Raw genomic sequence first — 21,724 nt, forward strand, 5'->3', positions numbered from 1 at the left:
CGGGTCGAGGTCTCGGCGCTGCCGATATCACCGGCGGGTGCCGGCGGCTCCGGGGCCGCTTCGGCCGGCTGATCCGGCGCGGCGGGCAGCGGCGCCGCCTCGGCGGTGGCGGCTGTGTCTTCGCCCCGGTACTGGTGCCAGCCGCGCGCACGCAGCTCGCACGCGGGGCAGGTGCCACAACCGTAGCCCCAGTCGTGGCGGTGTTCGCGGTCACCCAGGTAGCAGGTGTGGCTCTGCTCGATGATGATCTGCTCCAGCCGCTCACCGCCCTGCGGCACCCGGGTGGCGTCCCCGAGCCGGCGCGCCAGACGCCAGGTTTCGGCCTTGTCGATCCACATCAGCGGGGTTTCGATCAGGAAGCGCCGGTCCATGCCCAGCGACAGCGCCAGCTGCATGGCCTTCATGGTGTCGTCGCGGCAATCGGGATAGCCGGAGAAGTCGGTCTCGCAGACGCCGGTGATGATGACCGGGATGCCGCGCCGGTAGGCCAGGGCTCCCGCCAGGGTGAGGAACATCAGGTTGCGGCCGGGCACGAAGGTGTTGGGCAGCCCGCTGCTCTCCATGCGGAACGCTTCGTCGCGCGTCAGCGAGGTTTCGCTGATCTGCCCCAGCACCGACAGGTCGAGCACGTGGTCCTGGCCGAGCCGGGCGCCCCAGGCCGGAAAACCATCGCGCAGGGCCTGCAACACCTGGCCCCGGGCGGTCATCTCCACGCTGTGGCGCTGGCCGTAGCTGAAGCCCACGGTTTCCACCCGCAGGTAGCGCGAGAGCGCATGGGCCAGGCAGGTGGTGGAGTCCTGCCCGCCGGAGAACAGGACGAGGGCGGCGGTGTGGTGCTGGATCATGGGCCGATGGTAGCGCCGCCCCCCGCCAGCACCGGGCCTGGGGTCTTGCGGTGGATCAGGCCGGCCGCTGCGCGCGGAAGGCGATGCGGTGGTCGCGGCTGCTCGACAGCATGCGGATGAGCGCGCGGTTGGCGTCTTCCAGATCGATGTCGTGCTGCTCGCAGACCTTGGGCAAGCTGGCCAGCCGCGCCGGGTCGCCCTGCGCCCGGGCCACGTCCACGTAGGCGTTGTAGGGACCGGTCTCGCGCAGCACCGCGTCGAGCACCCGTTCGGGCAGCGGCAGCTTGCGCACCAGGTCGGCCAGCGGCTCCTGGAACAGCTCGCCCATGTGCGAAAGCATCGCGCTCAGGAACACCTCGGCCCGCAGGTTGTCCGGCGAGCCCGGATCGAGCAGGTGCTGCGCCATGCGGGCGTGCATCACCATGGCGTAGCGCACCGGGTGCAGCGCCGGATCGCTTTCCGCCCCGGGGCGCTGATCAAGCAGCCACTGGGTCAGCCGGGTGAAGCCGACCATCATCAGCGCGTGGCGCAGGGAATCGACCTCGCTGCGCAGGTTGAACGCCGCCGAGTTGACGAACAGCAGCAGCCGGTAGACCAGCACCGGATCCTGGCGCACCAGGCGCTCGATCTGGTCGAGCGAGACGTCGCGCTCGATGGCCAGCAGCAGGTGCGTGATCATGTGGGCGTCGCACGACGGCGGGCGGTGGCGGCGGGCGTAGAGCACGTCGGCATCGGGCCAGTCCAGGACGCCCCAGGCACCGGCTTCGTCAAGGCAATGGTCGGCCAGCGCGCGCGAAGCCACGCCCTCGTAGATCTGGCCCGGCATCACCGGGCTGCGGCGGGTGGGCGGCGGCCCGCCTTCGACCGGGCGCGCGGCCAGCGCCTGCAAGACCTCTTCGGGGCTGAGGGTCAGGAGGCTGAGCACGTCCAGCGGCGCGATGACTTCGCCCTGCACCTCGGCCAGATCGGCGTGGCGCAGCAGGCGGTGCCCCTTGCGGACGGCGATCGCCAGCCAGGCCATGCCCTCGGGCGTGCGGAACGGCGCCGAGGGCACTTCGATCCAGGTGTTGGGCACCGGTTCGCACGCCAGCGCCTGCATGAGCATGCGCGGGGTGTCGGGTGCGACGATGAGCGCGGGCGCGGAGATGGGCCAGTCGTCGCCCAGCACCTGCATGAGGTGGCGCGCGTCCACCGCCTTCGGGTTGAGCGTGCACATGGGCATGCGCACGGCCGCCAACTGGCGGGACCGGTTCCAGACGGGCTGGTACCCGAGCGCGATGCTGTCGAGAACGGTGCGGCTGTGACCCATGGCGTCTCCGGTTCAGCGCCGGCTCATCCGAGGTACTGGAACAGCGACAGGCGCTGCACCTGGGCATAAGACTGGAGCGCCGCCTGCAGACCCACCTGCTGATTCTGGAAATCAGAGATGCCCTTGATCATGTCCATGTCCACCAGCGACGACTGTTCGGCTTCGTACTCCACCTGACGGTCGGCCAGCCGATTGTCCAACGAATCGGCCCGGTTGAGCCACTGGCCAGCCTGGCTGCGGGCAGCGAGCACGCGGTCGTAGCCGGCGTCCAGCTCGGTCAGTGCGCGGCCCAGGGCCTGGGTCAGTTGCGGCGTCTGCCCGGTGCTGGCGCCGTTGAGGGCGTCGATGGCGTCCTGCATCACCCGGAACAGGTCGGTCGACCCGCTCACCGGATCGACGGCCACGCTGTCACCGGCCTTCGGCTGCCCTTTCAGCTCGACGGCCAGACCGTCGAATTCGATGGTGCCCGGCTGGTAGGCGACACCGCTGTGCGCGGGCACCGGCAGGCCGGTGGTGGTGTCGGTCACCGTGTACTGCAGGGTGCCCCCGGCGTTGGCGAAACTGATGCTGTAGCCGTGGCCGGTCACCGCAGCAGGGTCGGCCACGCGGCCGATGTCGGTGGTGACACTGCCGGCGTTGCCGCTGCCCAGCGCCACGGTGAAGGTGCCGTTGCCCGGTGGCACGCTCATCCAGACCGACTGACCATCAAGCGATTGCGGCAGTGTGAGGTCGCCAGCGGCCACCTGGCCGCTCTGCCCGTCAAAGCGCACACCGTTGCCGCCGGGGCCGTACACCTCGACAAACGGCACCGAGGAGCCGCCCTGCCCCCCAAAGAGCGTGCGCCCCATGCTGTCGGTCTGGTTGGCCACGGCGAGCAACTGGTCGCGCAGACCTTCGATTTCCTGCGCGATGCTTTTGTAGTCGGCGCTGCCGTAGGTGGCGTTGCCGGCCTTCAGGAACAGTTCACGCACCTGCTGGATGGTTTCGCCCGCCGAGCCGAGCGCACTCTCGACCTGGGCCAGACTGGTGCGCGAAGCCTCCACCGCGCGCTGGTCGGCCACGGCGCGGGCCAGGCGGTTCTGCGCCGCTTCGGCCTGCACGGCGGCGGCCGGGTCGTCGCTGGCGCGCTGCACGCGCTTGCCCGCAGACAGCTGCGCCTGCAGTTGCGCCAGATCCGACTGGCGCTTGTTGAGGTTCGCGACGGTCGTGTCGTAGCTGTGGGCGGTGGCGACTCGCATGACGGGGATCTCTCAGTTCATCAACGCACGGTCTGCAAAATGGTGTCGAACATGCTCTGCGCCATCTGCAGCAGCTTGGCCGAGGCCTGGTATGCCTGCTGGTACTGCAGCAGGCGCGCGGCTTCTTCGTCGAGGTTCACCCCCGACACCGACTGGCGCGCCGTTTCGGCGCTGGCGGCGATGCTGCTCGAATAGGTGGCCGCGAACTGGGCGCCCTGCACCCGCGTCCCCAGATCGGAGATCACCGTGCCGTAGCCGTTGGACAGACTCACACCGTCGTAGGTCGTCAGATCGCGCAGGGCCAGCATGCCGTTGGCGTTGCCGGCGTTCTGCTGCCCACCACCGGCCGGAGTGGCCGTGACGGAGAACGAATCGCCCGCCGAGGGTGTGCCCCGCAGCGTCAGGCTCCAGCCGTTGAACTGCATCGGCTGACCCGGGGTGTAGTTGTAACTGGCCGGCGGGCCCGGGTTGTCGGGCGCGGGATTGTCCGGGCCCAGGCCCGTGACGGTGAAGCTGCCGTCGGCCTGGAACGTGATGGTCACCGGATCGGTGAGGTTGGCGGAATCGCTGACCGCGTACAGGTTCTCGATCGACGCGCCGCCGGTGTTGCCGCTGGCGGGCGTGATGATCACCGGGCTGCCGGCTGCCAGGCGGTCGGCCGCGCTCACGGCCATCTGCATGTTGCGCGCGACGTCGGCATAGGGTTTGATGAGGAACACGTCCCCCACCGCCCCGGAGCCGCTGGCGGCCTCGAACTGCAGGCCGTCGAACGTGGCGGGCAGGCTGCCGAACGACTGGCTGGTGCCGTCGGACAGGCGCACCAGGGTCACCCCGCTGGCATCGAAACGCATTTCGTAGTTCGACGCCTGGAGCTGCGTCGCGTCGGCCACCGACGCGGCGATCTGCGCGGTGCCGGTATTGCCGACCGCCGCCAGGCCCTGTGCAGGGGCCGCGGCGACGAAGAAATCGCCACCGGCATTGCCCTGCAGGTCCACCCCCAGCTGGTGCTGCGCGTTGACCGTGCTCGACAGCACGAGCGCCATGCGCCCGAGCTGGTTCTGCGCCGACGCCAGGTCCTGCGTCATGAAGGTCATCAGGCCACCGAGTTCACCGCCCAGCGAGCTGGGTGCCAGCGTCATGGAATAGCCCGACTGCTTGAAGACCACGTTGATCTGCGACGGATCGGTGGTGTTGCGCTCCACCGCCAGGCTGGACGCCTTGGTGCCCAGCACCAGCGGCTGGCTGCCGCCGGCGAACACGCTGAGCGTGCCGTCGTCGGCGGCCACGGTGGACACCTGCATGAGCTGGCTGAGCTCGGCCACCAGCTTGTCGCGCTGGTCGAGCAGGTCGTTGGGCGAGCTCTTGCTGCCCTGCGCCTCGATGATCTTCTGGTTGATCTTGGCAATGTCCTCGGACAGCCGGTTGACCTGCGTCACCGTGTCGGTGACCTGCTGCGACGTGGTGCGCGCCAGCAGGTCGATCTGGGTGGCCGTCTCGCGCAGGCGGGAGGCCAGTTCCTCGCCACGGCCGAGCACCACCACGCGCGCGGCCTGGTTGGTCGGCGACGAGGCCACGTCGGTCCAGGCGTTGAGCAGTTCGTTGACGGAGGCACCCAGCCCGTCTTCGCCCACCGGGAACAGGTTCTCCAGCTGCTGCAGGCGTGCCAGACGGGTGCTGTCGGCGGCCGCCAGCGAGGCCGTGAGTTGCGCCTCCCGGGTGAGGTACACGTCGTGGGCCCGGGTCACGGAGTCGATCTGGACCCCCATGCCGTAGTACTGCGAACCCAGTTGCTGGTAACCGGCCGACGCCAGGTTGGCCGTCTGCCGCGAATACCCGGCCGTGTTGACGTTGGCGATGTTGTTGCCGATGACCTGCAGCGTCGACAGGTTGGTGTTGAGCGCCCGGGTGGCGATGTTCAGAACCGATGCCATGTTGCGCCCCGTGTCAGCTGTTCAGGCGCTGCAGGCTCAGCGCGGTGTTGATCGCCCGCCCCAGCTTGTGGGCGTACTGCGGGTCGGTCGCGTAGCCGGCCTTCTGCAGGCTGCTGGCGAAACCGTGCGCCGAGTCGAGCTGGTCCATGACCTTGCCATAGCGAGGGCTCTGGCTGATCAGGCGCGCATAGTCGCGGAACGAATCGGCGTAGGAGTCGTAGGCGCGGAACTTGGCCACGGTCTTGCGCGGCACGCCATCGACGTATTCGGTGGTGGTGATCTCGGCAACCTTGCCCTTCCAGTTCGCACCGGCCTTGATGCCGAACAGGTTGAACGCGGGCGAGCCGTCCTTCATGCGGATCTCGCTGCGGCCCCAGCCGGTCTCGTGGCCGGCCTGCCCGAGCATGAAGCTGGCCGGAATGCCGGACTCGCTCGCCACCTGGGCCGCCGCCTCGCCGTGCTGGGCCACAAAGCCGCTCTGCCGCGTGCTGGCCGCGCCAACGCGGCTGACGGTGCTGGGCACGCCCGCCACGTCGGTGCCGGCGGCCTCGCGCTGCACCGCCCGCACGGCGGAGCGGTTCAGCGGCTTGAACACGGGCGCTTCCGTCGGTGCGCCCTCGGGGTTCATCTGGCGCGAGAGCTGGCGCTCGATGGCTTCGCTCAGGCCCCCGGGCATGCCGGTCATCTGCACGGCGAACTGCTGGTCGAGCAGGTCGCTGCCCAGCGCCGAGCCGTCGTTGTCCATGAGGCCGGACTTCTGCGTGGCCTCGCGCATGCTCTTGAGCAACTCACGCATGAACAGGGCTTCAAACTGCCGCGCAGCTTCCTTGACCGATTGCCGGTCGCCGCCCTTGGCCACGCCGTAGCGCAGCGCATTGAGCGCCGACGGATCGGCCGCCAGGCCTTGCGGGGTGAGCATCGACGGCGTGCTCATGGCGGCCTCAGATCACTTCCAGCTCGGCGTTCATGGCGCCGGCGGCCTTGATGGCCTGGAGGATGGCGAGCAGGTCCTGCGGCGTGGCACCCAGGCCATTGAGCAGGCGCACCAGGTCGGCCAGTTGCGGGGCCGCGTCCATCTGGATGACCGCACCACCGTCCTGACTGATCTTGATGTCGGCCTTTTCAGCCACCACGGTCTGCCCGCCCGACAGCGGGTTCGGCTGGCTGACCACCGGGGTCGAGCTGATGCTCACCGACAGATTGCCGTGCGCCACCGCACAGGCGCTCAGGGTGACGGCCTGGTTCATCACGATGGAGCCGGTGCGCGTGTTCACGATCACCCGCGCGGCGGGCACCGTGGCTTCGAGCTGCAGCTCTTCCACTTCGGCCATGAACACCACGCGGGCGTTCGGATCGATCGGCGCGCGCAGGCGCACCACCCGGCCGTCGAGCGCCTGGGCCACGTCGGTGCCCATGCGGTCGTTGATCGCCTGCGCCACGCGGCGGGCGGTCTGGAAGTCGGCGGCATTCAGCCCCAGATCGATGGTGTCGCCGAGCGCGAACGGGGTCGGCACGCTGCGTTCGACCTGGGCGCCCGACGGGATGCGGCCCGCGCTCAGGTGGTTGATCTGCACCTTGCTGCCACCGGCCGACGCCCCGGCGCCGCCCACCAGCATGTTGCCCTGGGCGAGCGCATAGATTTCGCCGTCGGCGCCTTTGAGCGGTGTGGCAATCAGCGTGCCGCCACGCAGCGACTTGGCATTGCCGATGCTGGAGACGGTCACATCGATCAACTGGCCCGGCTGCGCGAACGGCGGCAGTTGCGCCGTGACCATGACGGCCGCCACATTCTTCATCTGCACCTTGGCATCGGCCGGCAGCGTCAGGCCGAGCTGCTGCAGGTAGTTGCTCATGCTCTGCGTGGTGTAGGGCATCTGCGTGGTCTGGTCGCCGGTGCCGTCCAGACCCACGACCAGGCCAAACCCGGTGAGCTGGTTGGTGCGCACGCCCTGCACGGCCGCAATCTCCTTGATGCGGATGGCGTGCGCCGTCTGCGGTACGGCCAGCCACAGGGCCAGGCCGGCGGCCAGCAGCAGCCAGACCATGGCGCGGCGCAGGCGGGCGGTGGGCGTCGCGCTCCGGGCCCGGGCCACGAAGATGCCGCGCCGGAAGCCGCCCTGGCGGTAGGGGGAGCGGAGGAGGAACTTCATGACGCGATCCTAGGTCGCCGTCAGAACGGCATAACGTTCAAAAAGAACCGCCCGAGCCAGCCAATTGAGAGCGCTTCGTTCGTGGCGCCGCGCCCCTTGGACTCGATGCGCGCATTGGCCACCTGGGTCGAGGCGACCACGTTGCCCGGCCGGATGTTGCGCGGATCGACCGTGCCGGAAAAGCGCAGCACGTCGACGTTGTGGTTGACCCCGATCTGCTTGTCGCCCACCACCACGAGGTGACCGTTGGGCAGCACCTGCTGCACGGTGACGGTGATCACGCCGGAGAAGTCGTTGGCGTTTTCGTTGTCGCCCTTGCCCGAGAAGGTGTTGGACGATTCGCCACCGAGATTGAAGTTGCGGTCGCGCGTGAGTTCCTTGGCCCGGATGCCGGGAATGGCCGAGACGCTGCCGGAGACGCTGCCGCTGCGATCGAGCGAAGCGGTCGACGACTGGCTCGCGCTGACCTTCTCGGTGATCTGGATGGTCAGCGTGTCGCCCGGCAGGCGGGCGCGGGCGTCTTCGAACGCCGGCCGGTACGCCACGGCCTGGAAGATGCCGCCCGTGGCCACCGCCGGCGCCTGCGGCGCGGCCGGGTACTGGATGGGCGTGGCGGGCAGCACCTCGACCGGCTGGGTGGTGCAGCCGGCCAGCGCCAGCAGCGCGCCCAGGCCCACCCAGCGGGCCCAGGACGACAAAGACAACAGGGTGCGCTTCATGGCACGCTCCTTGGATCGGGGGCGACAGACCTCACAGCTGCGACAGACGCTGGAGCATCTGGTCGGAAGTCTGGATGGCCTTGGAATTCATTTCGTAGGCACGCTGGGTCTGGATCATGGTCACCAGCTCCTGCACCACGTTGACGTTGGAGGTCTCGACGTAACCCTGCATCAGGTTGCCCAGCCCGCCGGTGCCCGGCGCGCCGTTGATCGGGTTGCCCGAGGCCACCGTCTCGGCGTAGAGGTTCTGGCCCAGCGGCTCCAGGCCGGCCGGGTTGACGAAGCCGGCCAGTTCGATGTTGCCCACCTGCTGCGGCTGGGCATTGCCCGGCAGCTTGACCGTGACCACGCCATCCGCACCGACCGTCACGCTCTGCGCCTCGGCCGGGATGGTGATGTCGCCGGCGATGGGCATGCCGTTGGCGGTCACCAGGCGGCCCTGCGCATCGACCTGCAGGCTGCCGTCGCGGGTGTAGCCGATATTGCCGTCGGGCATGGTCACCTGCAGGAAGCCGTTGCCGTTGACCGCGATGTCGAGCTGGTTGCCCGACTGCTGCAGGTTGCCCTGGGTGAACGAGCGCGAAGTGGCCACGGTGCGCACACCCAGGCCCAGCTGCAAGCCAGTGGGCAGGTTGTTCTGCTCGGTGGCCGCGCCACCGACCTGGCGCAGGTTCTGGTACATCAGGTCTTCGAACACGGCATTGGCGCGCTTGAAGCCGTTGGTCGAGCTGTTGGCCAGGTTGTTGGAAATCACGTCCAGCTGCGTCTGCTGGGCCTGCATGCCGGTCTTGGAAATCCAGAGCGAATTGATCATGGTGTTCTCCTGGGAGGGCTTCAGCCGTTGAGACTGAGCAGCTGGGCCGCGGCCCGGTCGTTGGTTTCGCTGTTCTGCAGCAGGCGCATCTGGGCTTCGAACTGGCGGGCCACGGCGATCATCCCGACCATGGCCTCGATGGCGTTGACGTTGCTGCCTTCGAGCGCCCCACCCTGCACGCGCGCCAGGTTGTCGGCCGGCAGCGGTGCGCCCTGCGTGGGCCGGAACAGACCGTCTTCGCTGCGCGCGATGCGGTCCAGATCGTTGGGCGTGACCAGCTTGAGCCGGCCCAGCGCCTGCGCGGGCTGGTCGCCCACCTGCGTGGTGATCGTGCCGTCATCGCCGATGTCGACTTTGGCCCCCTGGGGGATGTTGATCGGGGCGTCGCCCTGGTCGAGCACGGGCAGGCCGTTCGCGGTGACCAGCAAGCCTTCGGCATTCACTTCGAACGCCCCGGCACGGGTGTAGGCCTCGGTGCCGTCCAGCCCCTGCACCGCGAAGTAGGCGCCGCCGCGGGCTGCCACGTCGAGGCTGCGCCCGGTCGGGTTGACCGGTCCGGGCGCGTCGGAATGCCCCGCCGTCGCTTCCAGCGCGAACACCCGCGTGCTGGCCCCGTCGCCGCGCACCGGCACGGCGCGGAACGTGGCCAGCTCGGCGCGGAACCCGGGCGTGGACGCATTGGCCAGGTTGTTCGCCAGCAGTTGCTGGCGATACTGCGCGGCGTTGGCGCCGGTCATGGCGGTGTAGATCATGCGGTCCATACGGGTCTCCGAAAGCGCCGGGTATCAGCCTGCTTCAGCGCATGTTGAGCAGCGTGCTCATGATCTGGTCCTGCGTCTTGATGGTCTGCGCGTTGGCCTGGTAGGCGCGCTGCGCGGTCATCAGGTTGACCAGTTCGCCGGTGAGGTCGACGTTGGAGTCCTCCAGCGCACCGGCCCGCAGGTAGCCCAGCTTGCCTTCGCCGGGTGCACCGCGCACCGGCTCGCCCGACGCGTAGGTGGCCGTCCAGTAACCACCGCTGCTGGGCGACAGGCCCTGCACGTTGCGGAAGTTCACCAGCGCGATCTGGCCCGCGGCCTGGGTCTGTCCGTTCGAATACTGCGCGGTGATGATGCCGTCGTCACCAATGCTCAGGCTGGTGAGTTCACCCGGGCGGTAGCCGTCCTGAGACAGATCGGTCACGGCGTAGTCCAGCCCCATCTGCGACGCGGCGGAAAAGTCCAGATCGACCATGAAGGTCTGCGTCGGGTCGTTGGGCGAAGCCAGTTGCAGTTGCGGCACCACGGTGGCCGGGTCCAGCGTGCCGTCGGCCAGGAAGTTCAGCTGGAACGGCGTCGAGGCGGCCGGGTCGGAGCCGTTGACGCTGGTGTAGACGTTCCAGGTGTTGTTGGCCGTCTTCTCGAACACGAAGCCCACGGGGATTTCGATGCCCTGCGCATCGAAGGCCGTCAGCGAGGTGCTGTAGGTGCCGAAGGGCGTGGACGTGTTCGGCACGATGGGCGAGCGAGCGTCCAGGTTCAGCTCGGCCGCGATGCTGGTCGTGGTCTTGGCCGTGATCACCCCGCCCGTGGGCAGGCTCAGCGGCACGGTGTCGAAGCCGGTGCGGGCACCGTTGGTGTCGGTCTGGTAGCCCATGAGGCGGGCGCCGTCGCCGGTCACGATGTTGCCCGCGGCGTCGAGCTTGAACATGCCGGCCCGCGAATAGGCCATGGTGCCGTCCTGCATCTTCACTTCGAAGAAGCCGTTGCCGTTGATGGCGACATCGAGGTCGTTGCCGGTGACGGTGATGTTGCCTTGCGTGAAGAGCTGCGTGACCGCGGAGACGGTCACGCCGATGCCGGCGTTGGCGCCGCCGGACGAGTTGATCGACTTGGCGTAGAGCTCACCGAATTCGGCGCGCGACGCTTTCATGCCCACGGTGTTGGCGTTGGCGATGTTGTGGCCGATGACGTCCAGATTGCGGCTGGCGCTGTTCAGACCGGAGAGACCTTGCTGGAAAGCCATGGTGTTGTCCTTGAGGAAGGGAAAGAAAGGGTCGCGCTCACATGAAGCCGCGGGCCTGGGTGTAGGCCACGGCACGTCCGTTGGCCAGTTGCAGCGTGATCGCACCGTTGGCGAAACTCACCGAATCGACCTTCTGGGGCGACAGCGCGGTGTTGGCGACCGCGTCGCCGTTGTCGGCCACGGAGCGCACCACGAACTTGGTCACGGTGGTCGGATCGATGCTGCCGGCGTCCCAGTCGAAGGTGTGCTGGCCCGCACCCTGGGCGCCCAGCTTGAGCGTCTCCAGAACCTGGCCGGAACTGCCGATCACGTCGACCTCGACGGTCTTGGCGTCGGCAGCAAGGTTGTAGGCCCCGGTGCCCGTGGTGCCGTCGAAAGCCAGGGTGTTGCCTTCCACCAGGGCATGGCGGCCGATGAGCGCGGCGCCCTGCATGCCGGCCGACTGCGAGGCCATGCTCTTGAGCGTGTCGTTGAGCTGCTGGATGCCGCTGACCGTGTTGATCTGCGCCATCTGCGAGGTCATCTGCGCGTTGTCCATCGGGTTGAGCGGATCCTGGTTGTTGATCTGGGCGACCAGCAGCTTCAGAAAGCGGTCCTGCGAAGATTGCGCGTCGGTGGCGTTGTTCGAGGTCTTGGCCGTGGTACTGCCCACGGTCGTGCCGAGGTTGCTCAGGTCGAGGGCAGATGTCAGCATGGTCATGGCAATGGCTCCTGGTTACTGGCCCATCTGCAGCGTCTTGAGCAGCAGCTGTTTGGCGGTGTTCATGACTTCGACGTTGTTCTGGTAGGAGCGCGAGGCCGAGATCATGTTGACCATCTCCTCCACCGGATTGACGTTGGAATGCGTCACATACCCCTCGGCGTCCGCGCTCGGGTGCTGCGGGTTGAACACGCGGCGCCCCGGGGTTTCGTTTTCGGTGATGGTCTGCACCTTCACGCCCGCGCTGCCGGCATCACCGAACGGCACGGTCTGGAACACCACCTGGCGGGCCTTGTAGGTCTGGCCGTCGGGGCCGGCCACGGCGTCGACGTTGGCCAGGTTGCTGGCCACCACATTCAGGCGCTGTGCCTGGGAGCTGATGGCGCTGCCCGACACATTGAAGATGGAGAACATGGACATGGAAAATCTCCTGGCTGCGCGCCGTCACTGGCCGGTGATGGCGCTGAGCATGGTCTTCACATGCCCGTTGATGAAGCGCAGCGTGGACTCGTAGCGGATGCTGTTGTCGACGAAGTTGGCGCGCTCGCGGTCCAGATCGACCGAGTTGCCGTCCTGGCTGGGTTCGGTCTGCACCGTGTAGGCCAGACGCGGCTTGAGCGGATCGCTGCCGCCCAGGCTCATGTGGCGCGCGTCGGTCAACGCCACCGTGCCCAACTGCCCGCCGCTCTGGGCATTCTTCAGCGCGGCCGCAAAATCGAAGTCCCGCGCCACGTACCCGGGGGTGTCGGCATTGGCGATGTTGCTCGCCAGCACCTGCTGGCGCTGCGCACGCAGCATGAGCGCTTGGGCATGGAAGTCCATGCGGGCGGTCATCTGTTCAAACATGCACACCTCCGGTCCAAAGGGTTCGGGACATGGGCCGCCAGTGACCGGTTTTCCGGCGCAGCGCGACCCGCATGCGACCAAGTATGGGAAAACTTGAGGGCCCGCAAGCCCGGAAAAAGGCGCCGCAATGCCGGGCATTTCGCTGCTTTGTGGCGCCCGGACCCGTCCTACATTGAGGGCATGGTCCACGTTCAAGCTCCCCTTTCTGTCAGCACCGCGCGCCGCGCCGCTGCCTGGCTGGCGCTGGGCGGTGTGCTGCTGGCCGCCGCCCTGGCATCGCCCGCGCGGGCGCAAGGCGCCCTGGTCCCCGCCGCACCCGTGGCCGCCACGGGTGAACTGGCAGGGCTGGAGCAGATCGCGCGCGACTGGCTCGAACCGGCCCTGTCTGCCGGGGGCCTCGAAAACGCCCAGTTGCGCCCCGAGGTGATCGTGGGCCAGCTCGACTCGCGCCTGCGCCTGACCACCTGTCAGCGCATCGAACCCTATCTGCCACCCGGCACCCGGCTCTGGGGCCGCAGCCGGATCGGCCTGCGCTGCCTCGAAGGTCCGGTGCGCTGGAACGTGTTCCTGCCGGTCACCGTCAAGGCCTGGGGCCCGGCCTGGGTGCTCAAGCGCCCCGTGCCGGCCGGCACCGCCCTGGTTCAGGACGACGCCGAACTGGCCGAAATCGACTGGGCGGAGCATCCCGCCAGCGTGCTGGCCGACCCCGGTCTCTGGCAGGGCCAGCAGGCGGCTTTCGCCCTGTCGGCCGGCCAGACCCTGCGCCAGAACATGGTGCGCCCGATCCCGGCCTTCGCCCCGGGCACCCAGGTCCGCGTCTCCACCCGCGCCGGCGCGCTGGAGGTCGTGGTCACCGGCCAGGCCCTGGGCGTGGGCGTCACGGGCCAACTGGTGCGGGTCCGGCTGGCCGGTGGCAAAGTCATCAGCGGCACCGTGCGCGACAGCCAGACGGTCGAAGTCCAGCTCTGAGCGGTAAGCCCTTAGCATCCATTCCCGCCCCGCATCCCGAAAAAAGACCTAAAGTCGCCCTTCAATTCGCCGATAGTCTTTCCAAACGCCCCTTTTGGGGTCATGGAGAGTGCCATGAAAATCGAGTCATCAACCCCGGATTCCTACATCGGTTCCGTGGCCGGCGGCCCCCAGAAGGCCGCCGAGCAGCGTCCCAACGCGGGCGCCGAAGCCGCTGCCGCTGCGGGGGCTGCGGCCCGTCCGGCTGCGCCTGGTGTGACCGTTTCGCTGTCGGCATCGACCACCCAGGCCCTGTCTGGCGCCGGTTCGAGTGGTGGCAGCGAGGTCTTCAACACCGAAAAAGTCGAGGCCATGAAAGCCGCCATCGCCGATGGCAGCTTCAAAGCCAACCCCGAAGCCATTGCCGACAAGCTGCTGTCCAACGCTGCCGAAATGCTCAGCGCCGGCCAGCGCGGCTGATACCCCCTCACCAGGAGCGCCCCATGCCCCCTTCGCAGTCCACCCCCCGGCATCCCTGGACCGTGGCGCTGCAGGTCGGCCTGGATGCGCTCGAATCCGCCCTGCTCCGAGGCGATGCCGATGCGGTCGAACGCGCCAGCACCCATGTGCAGGGCGTGTTGCAGAAAGCGCCGCCGACCGCTGAATTTGGTGTGCCGGGCAGCCTGCTGCGCCTGGAAATGACCCAGGCCGCGCACCGCTTCGGCCAACTGCGGCAGGCCGTGATGCGCGCCGCCGCCCAGAACCAGCGCGCCATCCAGAGCCTGATGCCGTCGCAAGCCCCAACCTACGGCCGCCCCCTGGCGGGCGCCGCCCGTTCGTCCACCGGCGGTGCGGGCCACGCCTACCTGAGCGCCTGACCCCCGGTCACCAGCCCGCCCCTTGCGGGCACCCACAGGCCGCCTTCGGGCGGCCTCGGTGTTTTCAGGTGCCCAGCAACTGGTCCGCCAGATGCCCGATGTCGCGGGCATGCCACGGGTTGTCGGGTGACGGCGTCACGTCCTTGGGCCGCTGGCGCCCGAATTCCCAGGGCCGCTCCACGTAGGCGGTCATCAGGCCGTGGGAGCGGGCAGCGTCCAAATCGTCTTGGTGGGCCGCGGCCATCAGTACCTCGCCCGGCTGCAGACCGAAGGCCTCGACCGCCCCCAGGTAGGTGCGCGGATCGGGCTTGTAGGCCTGGAACACCTCGGTCGACAGCACGCAGTCCCAGGGCAGGCCAGCGCGTTTGGCCATGGCGGTCAGCAAGGCCAGGTTGCCGTTCGACAGCGGTGCGATGGTGAAACGGCTGCGCAAACGGGTCAGCCCGGCCACGCTGTCGGGCCAGGGATCGAGACGGTGCCAGACGCGGTTGAGATCGGCTCTCTCGGCTTCGCTCAGGCCCCCCAGGCCGAAACGGGGCAGCAGACCATCCAGAATCTCCCGGTGCAGCACGTCCAGGCGCACCCAGCCGCGCGCGCCCGAACGCACCCCCTGCATGGCCGGCTGGTAGCCGGCGCGCCAGGCGAGTGCCAAGCCATTGGCATCCACCGAAGGAAAGCGTTCGCTCACTTCTTTGACAATGCTGCCGTGCCAGTCGACGACGGTGCCGAAAACATCAAAGACGATCAGACGGGGCTGGGCGGCAGGCATGTTCATGCCGGTCATCATAGACACCCGCCACCGCCCTCAAGGGCCGGGCAGCAGGCGAAGCACGCGCCCCTGGCGCTCATCGGTGAGCACATACAGGAAGCCGTCGGGGCCCTGGCGCACGTCGCGCAGGCGCTCGCCGATGTCGGGCAGCAGGCGGTCCTCCCGCACCACGCGGGCGCCGTCGAGCTGCAGCCGGGCCAGATAGCGGAATTTGAGCGATGCCACCAGCAGGCTGCTGCGCAACGCCGGGCCGTAACGGTCGCTGGTCACAAACGCCATGCCGGCCGGCGCGATCGACGGAGTCCACTGGTGCAGGGGCTGCTCCATCCCCGGCTGTGCCGTGAGACCGGCACCGATCGGGCCACCACCGTAGTTTTCGCCATACGTGATGACCGGCCAGCCGTAATTTTTGCCGGCTTCGGGGCGGTTGATCTCGTCGCCCCCCTGCGGGCCGTGTTCGCTGGTCCAGAGGCGCCCGTCCGGGCCGATGGCGGCGCCTTGCAGGTTGCGGTGGCCCAGGCTCCAGATCTCGGGCCTGGCCCCAGCCTGGCCGACAAACGGGTTGTCGGGCGGCACGCTGCCGTCCTTGCGGATGCGCACCACCTTGCCGTGGTGGTTGTCCAGGGTCTGCGCATCGTCCTTGCGGAAAAAGCGGTCGCCCAGGGTGAGAAACAGCGTGCCGTCGGCCGCCTCGGCGATGCGGCAGCCGAAATGCAGCCGGCTGTCGGTCTTGGGCTGCTGGCTGAAGATCACCTGCACCGCTGCCAAGCGGCGGGCGTCGGCCGACAGTTGCGCCCGCGCCAGCGCCGTGGAATGGCCCGGCCCTTCGGCCGCCGGCTCCGCGTAACACAGGTACACGGTGCGGTTGGTGGCAAAGCCGCTGTCGACCGCCACGTCGAGCAAACCACCCTGCCCGACCGCTGCCACCCGGGGAACGCCGTCCAGCGGCGGCCCCACCCGGCCGTCGGCGTCAATGAGCCGCAAGCGCCCGGGGCGTTCGGTCACCAGCATCCGGCCATCGCCGAGGAAAGCCAGCCCCCAGGGGTTGACCAGCCCGCGGGCCACGGTTTCCACCTGCAGCGCCGGCAGGTCTTGGGCCCGGGCGGGCACCGTGTTCAGGACAACGGCCAGCAACAGGCCGCCATGGAAGGCAAGACGGGACAGGGGCATGGGCATGGACTCCGGCCACACAAGATACCGGCTTGACCCCGCCCCCGCGCAGGGGTTCCCGCGCACGCGGCTCAGCCGAACGGGCGCACCCCGATCAGCGCCGCGTGGGCCCAGAACACGAAGACGGCGTACAGGGCCAGGCCCCCGATCAGGGCGATGGCGTCGTTGGCCCGCCCCGCGGGCAAGGCCGGCACCGCCCGCGGATGGCCGGCCGCCTCACGCCGCCGCACCGCGATGCGGTCGGCCACGGCCCAGGCCAGAAAGCCGCCGAACAGCAGCACGTCGGCCAGGCTACCGCCCGTCACCGACTGCGCCAGCAGGTGCGAAAGCGCCCAGAGCTTGACCGCCAGCAGCATGGGGTGACGCGTCCGCCGCTGGATGCGCCCGGGCAGGTAGGCCGCGAGCAGCAGCACGAACACCGGCAGCATCAGCAGGGCGGCCAGATGGCGCATGCCCGCAGGCAGGCTGTAGAGCAGCACCGGGGTTTCGCGGGCCAGGCCGTAGCCCCAGATGATGAGCCCGAAGCCCACGATCGCCACCAGCGAATACAGGCCTTTGTAGGCACCTTCGCCCCGGCCGGCGATCCAGCGCTGACGCGCAGCAGGCGCGACGATGCCGATCGAATGCACGCCGAGAAACAAGACAAGGCCAAGAATCAGTGGAATCATGCGTGGGGCTCCTTGGTTCGGTGCCCCACTGTAGCGCGAGCGCGTGACCGCGCCACGCCCTGGGGCAGGATCAGTCCAGCAGGGCTGCGAGACCGCCTTCGGGTTCGAAACGCTGGTTGCGGTGGGTCAGCCGCGTCGGCCCCGCCCACAACCGCGTGGGCAGCGGGTGGCGCGGATCGCCGGGGTAGCAGATCACGCGCTGGCCCCCTTCGTCGTCGAAGGGTTCGGGCTCGATGCAAGGCGGGCGGCGGGTGCCGGCCAGCGCGAGCGCATCGGCCACACGCGGCAGCCGCGCCAGTTCGGCCAGGCTCATGATCTGCGGCGGCGCCAGATCGATGGCGCCGTCCCAGTAGCGCTGCAAGGCCTGGCGCGGCGTGGTCCAGACCGCCTCCGTCGCCTCGTGGTTGTCGTGCACCACCGTCTGCCCGGCCGGAGCCGGGGCCACGAAGAAGCGCGTATCGAAGCGCTTGTTGGTGACCGAGGGTTGGCGCGGGGTGATCCAGCGCGACCACGGCAACAGCTGCGCCGGGTCCAGCCGCAGGCCGCACTCTTCGGCCGTCTCGCGCAGCGCCGCCACGTACAGCGCCACCGCCACGCCGGGGGGCAGGTCGGGCTCGCCCAGGGCGGCGTGCCAGTCGCCAGCGGCACGCAGGCCCAGCCAGTCCGGTGCGTGGTGATCGGCCGCATCGAGCTTGCCGCCGGGAAACACGTGCACGCCACCGAGCACGCCGGAGCGCACATGGCGGCGGATCAGCAGCACCTCCAGACCGTCGGAGGCATCGCGCACCACCATCACGGTGGCAGCGGGCAGGGGTGGGGTCAGAACGACTTCGGCGTTGAGCGGGATGGCCATGCCGGGATTGTGGCAGCGGCCCCGGCGACCACCTGTCCGGTCGCCGACAGGCCGGTCAGGCGTTCAGGTCTTCTCGGAGGGCGCGAACATGTGGGTGCCGAAGTACAGACTCATGCGGTACAGCGTCTCGACCTGGCGGTAGAAGATGATGTATTTCTTGCGCGGACCGCCCCGGGTGAGGCTCATCTCAGGCGTACGGAAATCCACAAAAAAACCGGCATCGGATGCCACCTTCACCAGCGAAAGCGGGGTCCAGTACGCGACGTGCCCATTCTCGAACGGGTACTGGTGCAGGTTGATGTCGGTGCCATCGTAGATGTTGGAGCTGCAGATCAGGATGCCGTCGTCTTTCACCAGCCGCAGCAACGAAGCGAAGTGCGCCACCGGCTCGGTGAAATGCTCGATCACTTCGCAGGCAATCACCACATCGGACGGTGTAGCGTCGGCAATCGGCTCAAAGTTGGCGGCTTCCTGGAAATTCTCCATATCGGTCAGCTTGGTCTTGGCCTGGGGAAACCGCTTCTCCAGCCAGCGCCAATCGGTATTCATGCCCGAGCCGAAAAAACTGACTTCGGCAGTGGGGCGGTCAAGTACCTCGATACCCATCTCCGCCATGTAGAACTCACGCCCGGGCCGCTCGTCGTTGGCGTTACGCAGTGCACGCAACGAACCACCCATGCTGTCCTTGCGGATGTCCCTGAAAAACACCGCGACATTTTCGGGAAAACGAACCAGACCGCAGGTCTGGCAGTGGCAACCCGTCATGGCCTTTCCCTGGTGGGGTCGTACCCGGCAGACATAGTGCTGGCGAAAGACCTCGCCGCCACACACAGGACACGGTCCGGCATCGGGCTCAACCGCCTGGGTTGCGGCAGCAGCTCCTTCGGGCATAGGAATTTCAGACACGGGCAACGACTCCTGTATCGGTGGAACTCATCAGCTTGGCGGCCGTCAGGGCCACCTCGTACGGGCTGAGCAGGGTGCGCGAATCCTCGCCGCTGAAGTTGCTGCGGCGCATGGCGGTGTCGGTGCGGCCGGGCACGATGCAGTTGACCCGGATGCCGTCGGCCATCCACTCGTCGGCCAGCGCCTGGGTGAGGTTGACCACGCCCGCCTTGCATGCCGAATACGCCGAATACTCCGCGCGGCCACGGGTGAACGACGACGACGAAAACTGCAGCAACATGCCGCGCGACGCCTTCAGCGCCGCGTGGCTGCACTGCGCCACGTTGAGCGCGCCGAGCAGGTTCACGGCCACCTGCTGGGCCACGTCCTGCGCCGACTGCGTCGCCAGCGGACCTTTCATGAGCAGCCCCGCGGCATTCACCACGTGGTCCACCCGGCCCCAGTCCGCCTGCGCAGCAGCCAGCGCCGCCGCCACCTGGGCCGGATCGGCGACGTCGCAACCGTTGCGGCGCGAGAGGCTGCGCACGGTGCAGCCAGCCTCTTCCAGCACCTGCACGATGGCCTTGCCGATGCCCAGGCTGCCGCCGAACACCAGCGCGTGGCGGCGCTTGAAATCGAGCCCCGACAGGTTGGGCGAGCGCCGCTGCTGCCGGATGCGGAACAGCTCGTCGGCCAGCACCAGGTCGACAGCGTCGGTGATCTTGATGTTCTCCGAGCTGCCCTTGACGATGCGCACCGGGCTCAGCGGATTGCAGGCCAGGTAGATGCCGCAGTCGTCGGTGAAGCCACCGAGCTTTTCCTGGCCGAGCTCCTCGTAGCACTGGAGCAGCGCCGCATAACGGAAACCCTGCGGCGTCTGGCCACGGAAGATGTGGTCGCGCTTGGGGATGTTCTGGATGAAGCCGTCGCGCTCGACGATGATGGTGTCGGCCGTCTTGATGGCCACGTCGACCGCGTCACAGGTCTGCAGCGCCGCCACCACCTCGTGAATGATCTGGTGATCCAGAAACGGCCGCGCCGCATCGTGCAGGATCACGTGCCGGGGTGCGGCGTCCTTCAGGTGCCGCAGCGCGGCCCAGGCCGAGTCCTGGCGCGACGAGCCCCCGACGATGACTTCGGCCGGCGTGCCCTTGAACATCTCGCGCACGAATTCCAGCGAGTCCGCGGGCACCGTGATCAGGATGCGTGCCTGCGGGGCAAAAGACGCCAGGCAGGCGTAGCTGTGCTCCAGGATGGTCTTGCCCGCCACGCGAATGAACTGCTTGGGCACGGGCGCGTCCAGGCGCGTCCCGCTGCCGCCAGCCAGCAGCACGAAAGCGAAGTCGTTCAACATGCTTCGGCCACCTCGTGCGGGATTTCGGCGGCCAGGGTGTCGCGCACCCAACCCAGGCGCTGCAGGGTGTCTTCGCCCATGCCGCCAGGATGTGAGCGGTGCGCCCGCATCAGATCGATCACCCGCGTGAGCTTGTCCACCTGCCCGGCCTTGATCGCTTCCAGCGCCCGCAGGCGCCCGACCACCTGATAGACCTCACCGCCCACGTCCACCGTGGAAGGGGACTCCAGGTGCGAGATGTAGCCCGGATCAGGCACCCGCCAGTCGCCGAAGTTTTCGGCCAGGTTGCGCTCCACATCGTCCGGTACGTGGAAAGGAATGCCCAGGAATTGGACCGACTTCAGCTCGAACGGGGTGAAGGCGAATTTCTGCAGGTAGCCGAAGTACGACTGCACGCCCGTGACCAGCTTCCCGTTTTCGCGGTGGTAGATGAAGATGTCGATGCTGACACCGGTGGCCAGGTGCTTGATGGGGATGTGGTAGGTCTGCGCGCCCCCGATGCGGCGTGTGTCCACCGCGAAAGCACCGCTTTGCAGCAGCGCATGGATCACGGTGAACTGGTCTTCCCAGCCGATGATGCCGACGTCGACATCCTTGTCGTGGGCCAGCAACTGGCCCTCGCGCGCATAACCCAACAGCGTGCCCGACACCAGAAAGGCCTTCTGGCCCACCGGCTCCAGCGTCTGTTGCAGCGCCACCAGCGCCTGCGAGGCTTCGATCGGGTCGAACTTGGGCGGCGCCTCGGCGTCGAGCTCCCGGGTCTCGCGCTCGGCCTTGAACTCCGCCAGCTTCTCGGGCACGGCAACCTGGGCGATGAGCTGGTCCAGCCAGACCAGGGCCTGCTGGAGCTGGCCCGCATGGCAGTGCGCCTTGGCCAGATCGATCAGGCGCAGCAGCGTGTCCTGCGGCGCCTTGGCCTGATCGGCCATGGCGATGGCGGCCGCGGGCTTGCCTGCCTGCAAGTAGCACTGGCTGGCATACAGCGCCAGGCGGCTGCGGGAGTTGACGAGCGGCAGGCTGTGTGTCGGGAGCATCGCGCGGATGCGCTCATAGCACCGGCCCAGGGGCTCGGGATCGGCCTGGCGCCCCAGCAGTTGGTGGCGCACGAACAGCGATTTGGTGAGGTTCAGCCAGTCGATCAGGGGTTGCTTGCGGCGCTCACCGTCCGCGATCAGCGCTTCCAGGAGATCAAAACGGGCATGGTCGACCGCCAACTCGGCCGCGGCCAGCCAGTCGCCGGCCTGCCCCTTGCATTTGCGCAGGGTCGCGGTGTCCGGGGCCGTGGCCGCCAGCAACTGGCGCACGACCCATTTCAGGGGCAGGCGCTCTGGCAGGCGCGCCAGGGCCTCGCTGGCCTGACCCCGGCCCAGCGACTGGTACGCCGCGAGCCAGACCGGCCGGTCACCCGGGGCGGGCAGGTTTTCGATGCCCAGCGTCGCCAGGTAAATGGCGGTCGCCGGCAGGCGCAGCGCGCGCGCGGCCTGAAGCGTTTGCGCGTCCAGCAGCCCCCGCCCCACTTCATCGACCGTCACGCGCTCCAGAAAGGCATGGTCTTTCTGCTGCAGCAGCCGGTCGATGAGCTGGAGCCGCTCGGCCTCGTGGGATAAGACGTACATGGAGACTCCTTGGCGCAACGGCGGCGC

At 68.4% G+C, this 21,724-nt stretch carries 22 protein-coding genes and 1 pseudogene; 3 read left to right on the forward strand and 20 right to left on the reverse strand.

The features are described 5' to 3' along the window. Positions 1-125: 125 nt before the first annotated feature. The 13 genes and pseudogenes from queC to flgB all read right to left on the reverse strand — a co-directional run. A pseudogene (gene queC / locus QQK43_RS14470) lies at positions 126-845 on the reverse strand (7-cyano-7-deazaguanine synthase QueC); the annotation flags it as partial. Positions 846-900: 55 nt separating this feature from the next. Next, entirely contained in the window at positions 901-2,154 is a 1,254-nt protein-coding gene (locus QQK43_RS14475; protein WP_234265305.1) for an HDOD domain-containing protein, read from the reverse strand. Positions 2,155-2,177: 23 nt separating this feature from the next. Continuing rightward, positions 2,178-3,392, reverse strand: a complete 1,215-nt coding sequence (flgL, locus tag QQK43_RS14480; protein WP_284308315.1) for a flagellar hook-associated protein FlgL — start codon at positions 3,390-3,392, stop codon at positions 2,178-2,180. Between the two features lie 20 nt (positions 3,393-3,412). Then, a complete protein-coding gene (gene flgK / locus QQK43_RS14485; protein WP_284308316.1) occupies positions 3,413-5,323 on the reverse strand; it encodes a flagellar hook-associated protein FlgK in 1,911 nt (636 codons plus the stop codon). 13 nt (positions 5,324-5,336) lie between these two features. After that, positions 5,337-6,257: a flagellar assembly peptidoglycan hydrolase FlgJ gene (flgJ, locus tag QQK43_RS14490; RefSeq protein ID WP_284308317.1), complete on the reverse strand. Its 921-nt coding sequence runs from the start codon at positions 6,255-6,257 to the stop codon at positions 5,337-5,339. 7 nt (positions 6,258-6,264) lie between these two features. Beyond that, entirely contained in the window at positions 6,265-7,368 is a 1,104-nt protein-coding gene (locus QQK43_RS14495) for a flagellar basal body P-ring protein FlgI (protein ID WP_284308337.1), read from the reverse strand. A gap of 125 nt (positions 7,369-7,493) precedes the next feature. After that, positions 7,494-8,192 carry a flagellar basal body L-ring protein FlgH gene (locus QQK43_RS14500; RefSeq protein WP_284308318.1) on the reverse strand — a complete coding sequence of 233 codons (699 nt, stop codon included), beginning with the start codon at positions 8,190-8,192 and terminating at the stop codon, positions 7,494-7,496. 31 nt (positions 8,193-8,223) lie between these two features. Next, positions 8,224-9,006, reverse strand: coding sequence for a flagellar basal-body rod protein FlgG (gene flgG, locus QQK43_RS14505; RefSeq protein ID WP_234265310.1), 783 nt, complete (start codon positions 9,004-9,006; stop codon positions 8,224-8,226). A gap of 20 nt (positions 9,007-9,026) precedes the next feature. Then, complete coding sequence (gene flgF, locus QQK43_RS14510) at positions 9,027-9,767, reverse strand: flagellar basal-body rod protein FlgF (RefSeq protein ID WP_284308319.1); 741 nt, start codon at positions 9,765-9,767, stop codon at positions 9,027-9,029. Positions 9,768-9,801: 34 nt separating this feature from the next. Beyond that, a complete protein-coding gene (flgE, locus tag QQK43_RS14515; RefSeq protein ID WP_284308320.1) occupies positions 9,802-11,010 on the reverse strand; it encodes a flagellar hook protein FlgE in 1,209 nt (402 codons plus the stop codon). Between the two features lie 37 nt (positions 11,011-11,047). Then, a complete protein-coding gene (locus tag QQK43_RS14520) occupies positions 11,048-11,710 on the reverse strand; it encodes a flagellar hook assembly protein FlgD (RefSeq protein WP_234265313.1) in 663 nt (220 codons plus the stop codon). Positions 11,711-11,725: 15 nt separating this feature from the next. Further along, positions 11,726-12,130, reverse strand: coding sequence for a flagellar basal body rod protein FlgC (gene flgC / locus QQK43_RS14525; protein WP_284308321.1), 405 nt, complete (start codon positions 12,128-12,130; stop codon positions 11,726-11,728). Between the two features lie 24 nt (positions 12,131-12,154). Continuing rightward, entirely contained in the window at positions 12,155-12,556 is a 402-nt protein-coding gene (flgB, locus tag QQK43_RS14530) for a flagellar basal body rod protein FlgB (protein ID WP_234265315.1), read from the reverse strand. Between the two features lie 180 nt (positions 12,557-12,736). On the opposite strand from flgB, the gene flgA reads away from it, so the two are divergent. The 3 genes from flgA (at position 12,737) to QQK43_RS14545 (ending at position 14,382) form a co-directional block, all read left to right on the forward strand. Continuing rightward, the gene (flgA, locus tag QQK43_RS14535) at positions 12,737-13,525 is read left to right on the forward strand and encodes a flagellar basal body P-ring formation chaperone FlgA (protein ID WP_284308322.1); all 789 of its coding nucleotides are present in this window, start codon (positions 12,737-12,739) and stop codon (positions 13,523-13,525) included. 114 nt (positions 13,526-13,639) lie between these two features. After that, on the forward strand, positions 13,640-13,984 hold the full coding sequence (flgM, locus tag QQK43_RS14540; RefSeq protein WP_234265317.1) for a flagellar biosynthesis anti-sigma factor FlgM: 345 nt from the start codon (positions 13,640-13,642) through the stop codon (positions 13,982-13,984). Between the two features lie 23 nt (positions 13,985-14,007). After that, positions 14,008-14,382 carry a hypothetical protein gene (locus tag QQK43_RS14545; RefSeq protein ID WP_234265318.1) on the forward strand — a complete coding sequence of 125 codons (375 nt, stop codon included), beginning with the start codon at positions 14,008-14,010 and terminating at the stop codon, positions 14,380-14,382. A 64-nt stretch (positions 14,383-14,446) separates the two neighbouring features. Here the strand turns inward: QQK43_RS14545 and QQK43_RS14550 are convergent, their stop codons facing one another. The 7 genes from QQK43_RS14550 to QQK43_RS14580 form a co-directional block, all read right to left on the reverse strand. Continuing rightward, a complete protein-coding gene (locus QQK43_RS14550; RefSeq protein ID WP_284308323.1) occupies positions 14,447-15,157 on the reverse strand; it encodes a haloacid dehalogenase type II in 711 nt (236 codons plus the stop codon). A gap of 30 nt (positions 15,158-15,187) precedes the next feature. Continuing rightward, entirely contained in the window at positions 15,188-16,321 is a 1,134-nt protein-coding gene (locus QQK43_RS14555; protein WP_284308324.1) for a PQQ-dependent sugar dehydrogenase, read from the reverse strand. 71 nt (positions 16,322-16,392) lie between these two features. Beyond that, positions 16,393-16,989, reverse strand: coding sequence for an NnrU family protein (locus QQK43_RS14560; protein WP_234265321.1), 597 nt, complete (start codon positions 16,987-16,989; stop codon positions 16,393-16,395). A gap of 70 nt (positions 16,990-17,059) precedes the next feature. Then, positions 17,060-17,842, reverse strand: a complete 783-nt coding sequence (locus QQK43_RS14565; protein ID WP_234265322.1) for an NUDIX hydrolase — start codon at positions 17,840-17,842, stop codon at positions 17,060-17,062. 63 nt (positions 17,843-17,905) lie between these two features. Next, positions 17,906-18,748, reverse strand: a complete 843-nt coding sequence (locus QQK43_RS14570) for a methyltransferase domain-containing protein (RefSeq protein WP_284308325.1) — start codon at positions 18,746-18,748, stop codon at positions 17,906-17,908. Beyond that, positions 18,741-20,081, reverse strand: coding sequence for a bifunctional cytidylyltransferase/SDR family oxidoreductase (locus tag QQK43_RS14575; RefSeq protein ID WP_284308326.1), 1,341 nt, complete (start codon positions 20,079-20,081; stop codon positions 18,741-18,743). The genes QQK43_RS14570 and QQK43_RS14575 overlap by 8 nt, the downstream gene beginning before the upstream one ends. Continuing rightward, on the reverse strand, positions 20,075-21,697 hold the full coding sequence (locus QQK43_RS14580; RefSeq protein ID WP_284308327.1) for a LicD family protein: 1,623 nt from the start codon (positions 21,695-21,697) through the stop codon (positions 20,075-20,077). Before QQK43_RS14580 ends, QQK43_RS14575 begins: the two co-directional genes overlap by 7 nt. Positions 21,698-21,724 lie beyond the last annotated feature (27 nt).

It is taken from the genome of Hydrogenophaga electricum (genome assembly GCF_030160815.1).
Lineage (GTDB): Bacteria > Pseudomonadota > Gammaproteobacteria > Burkholderiales > Burkholderiaceae_C > Hydrogenophaga > Hydrogenophaga electricum.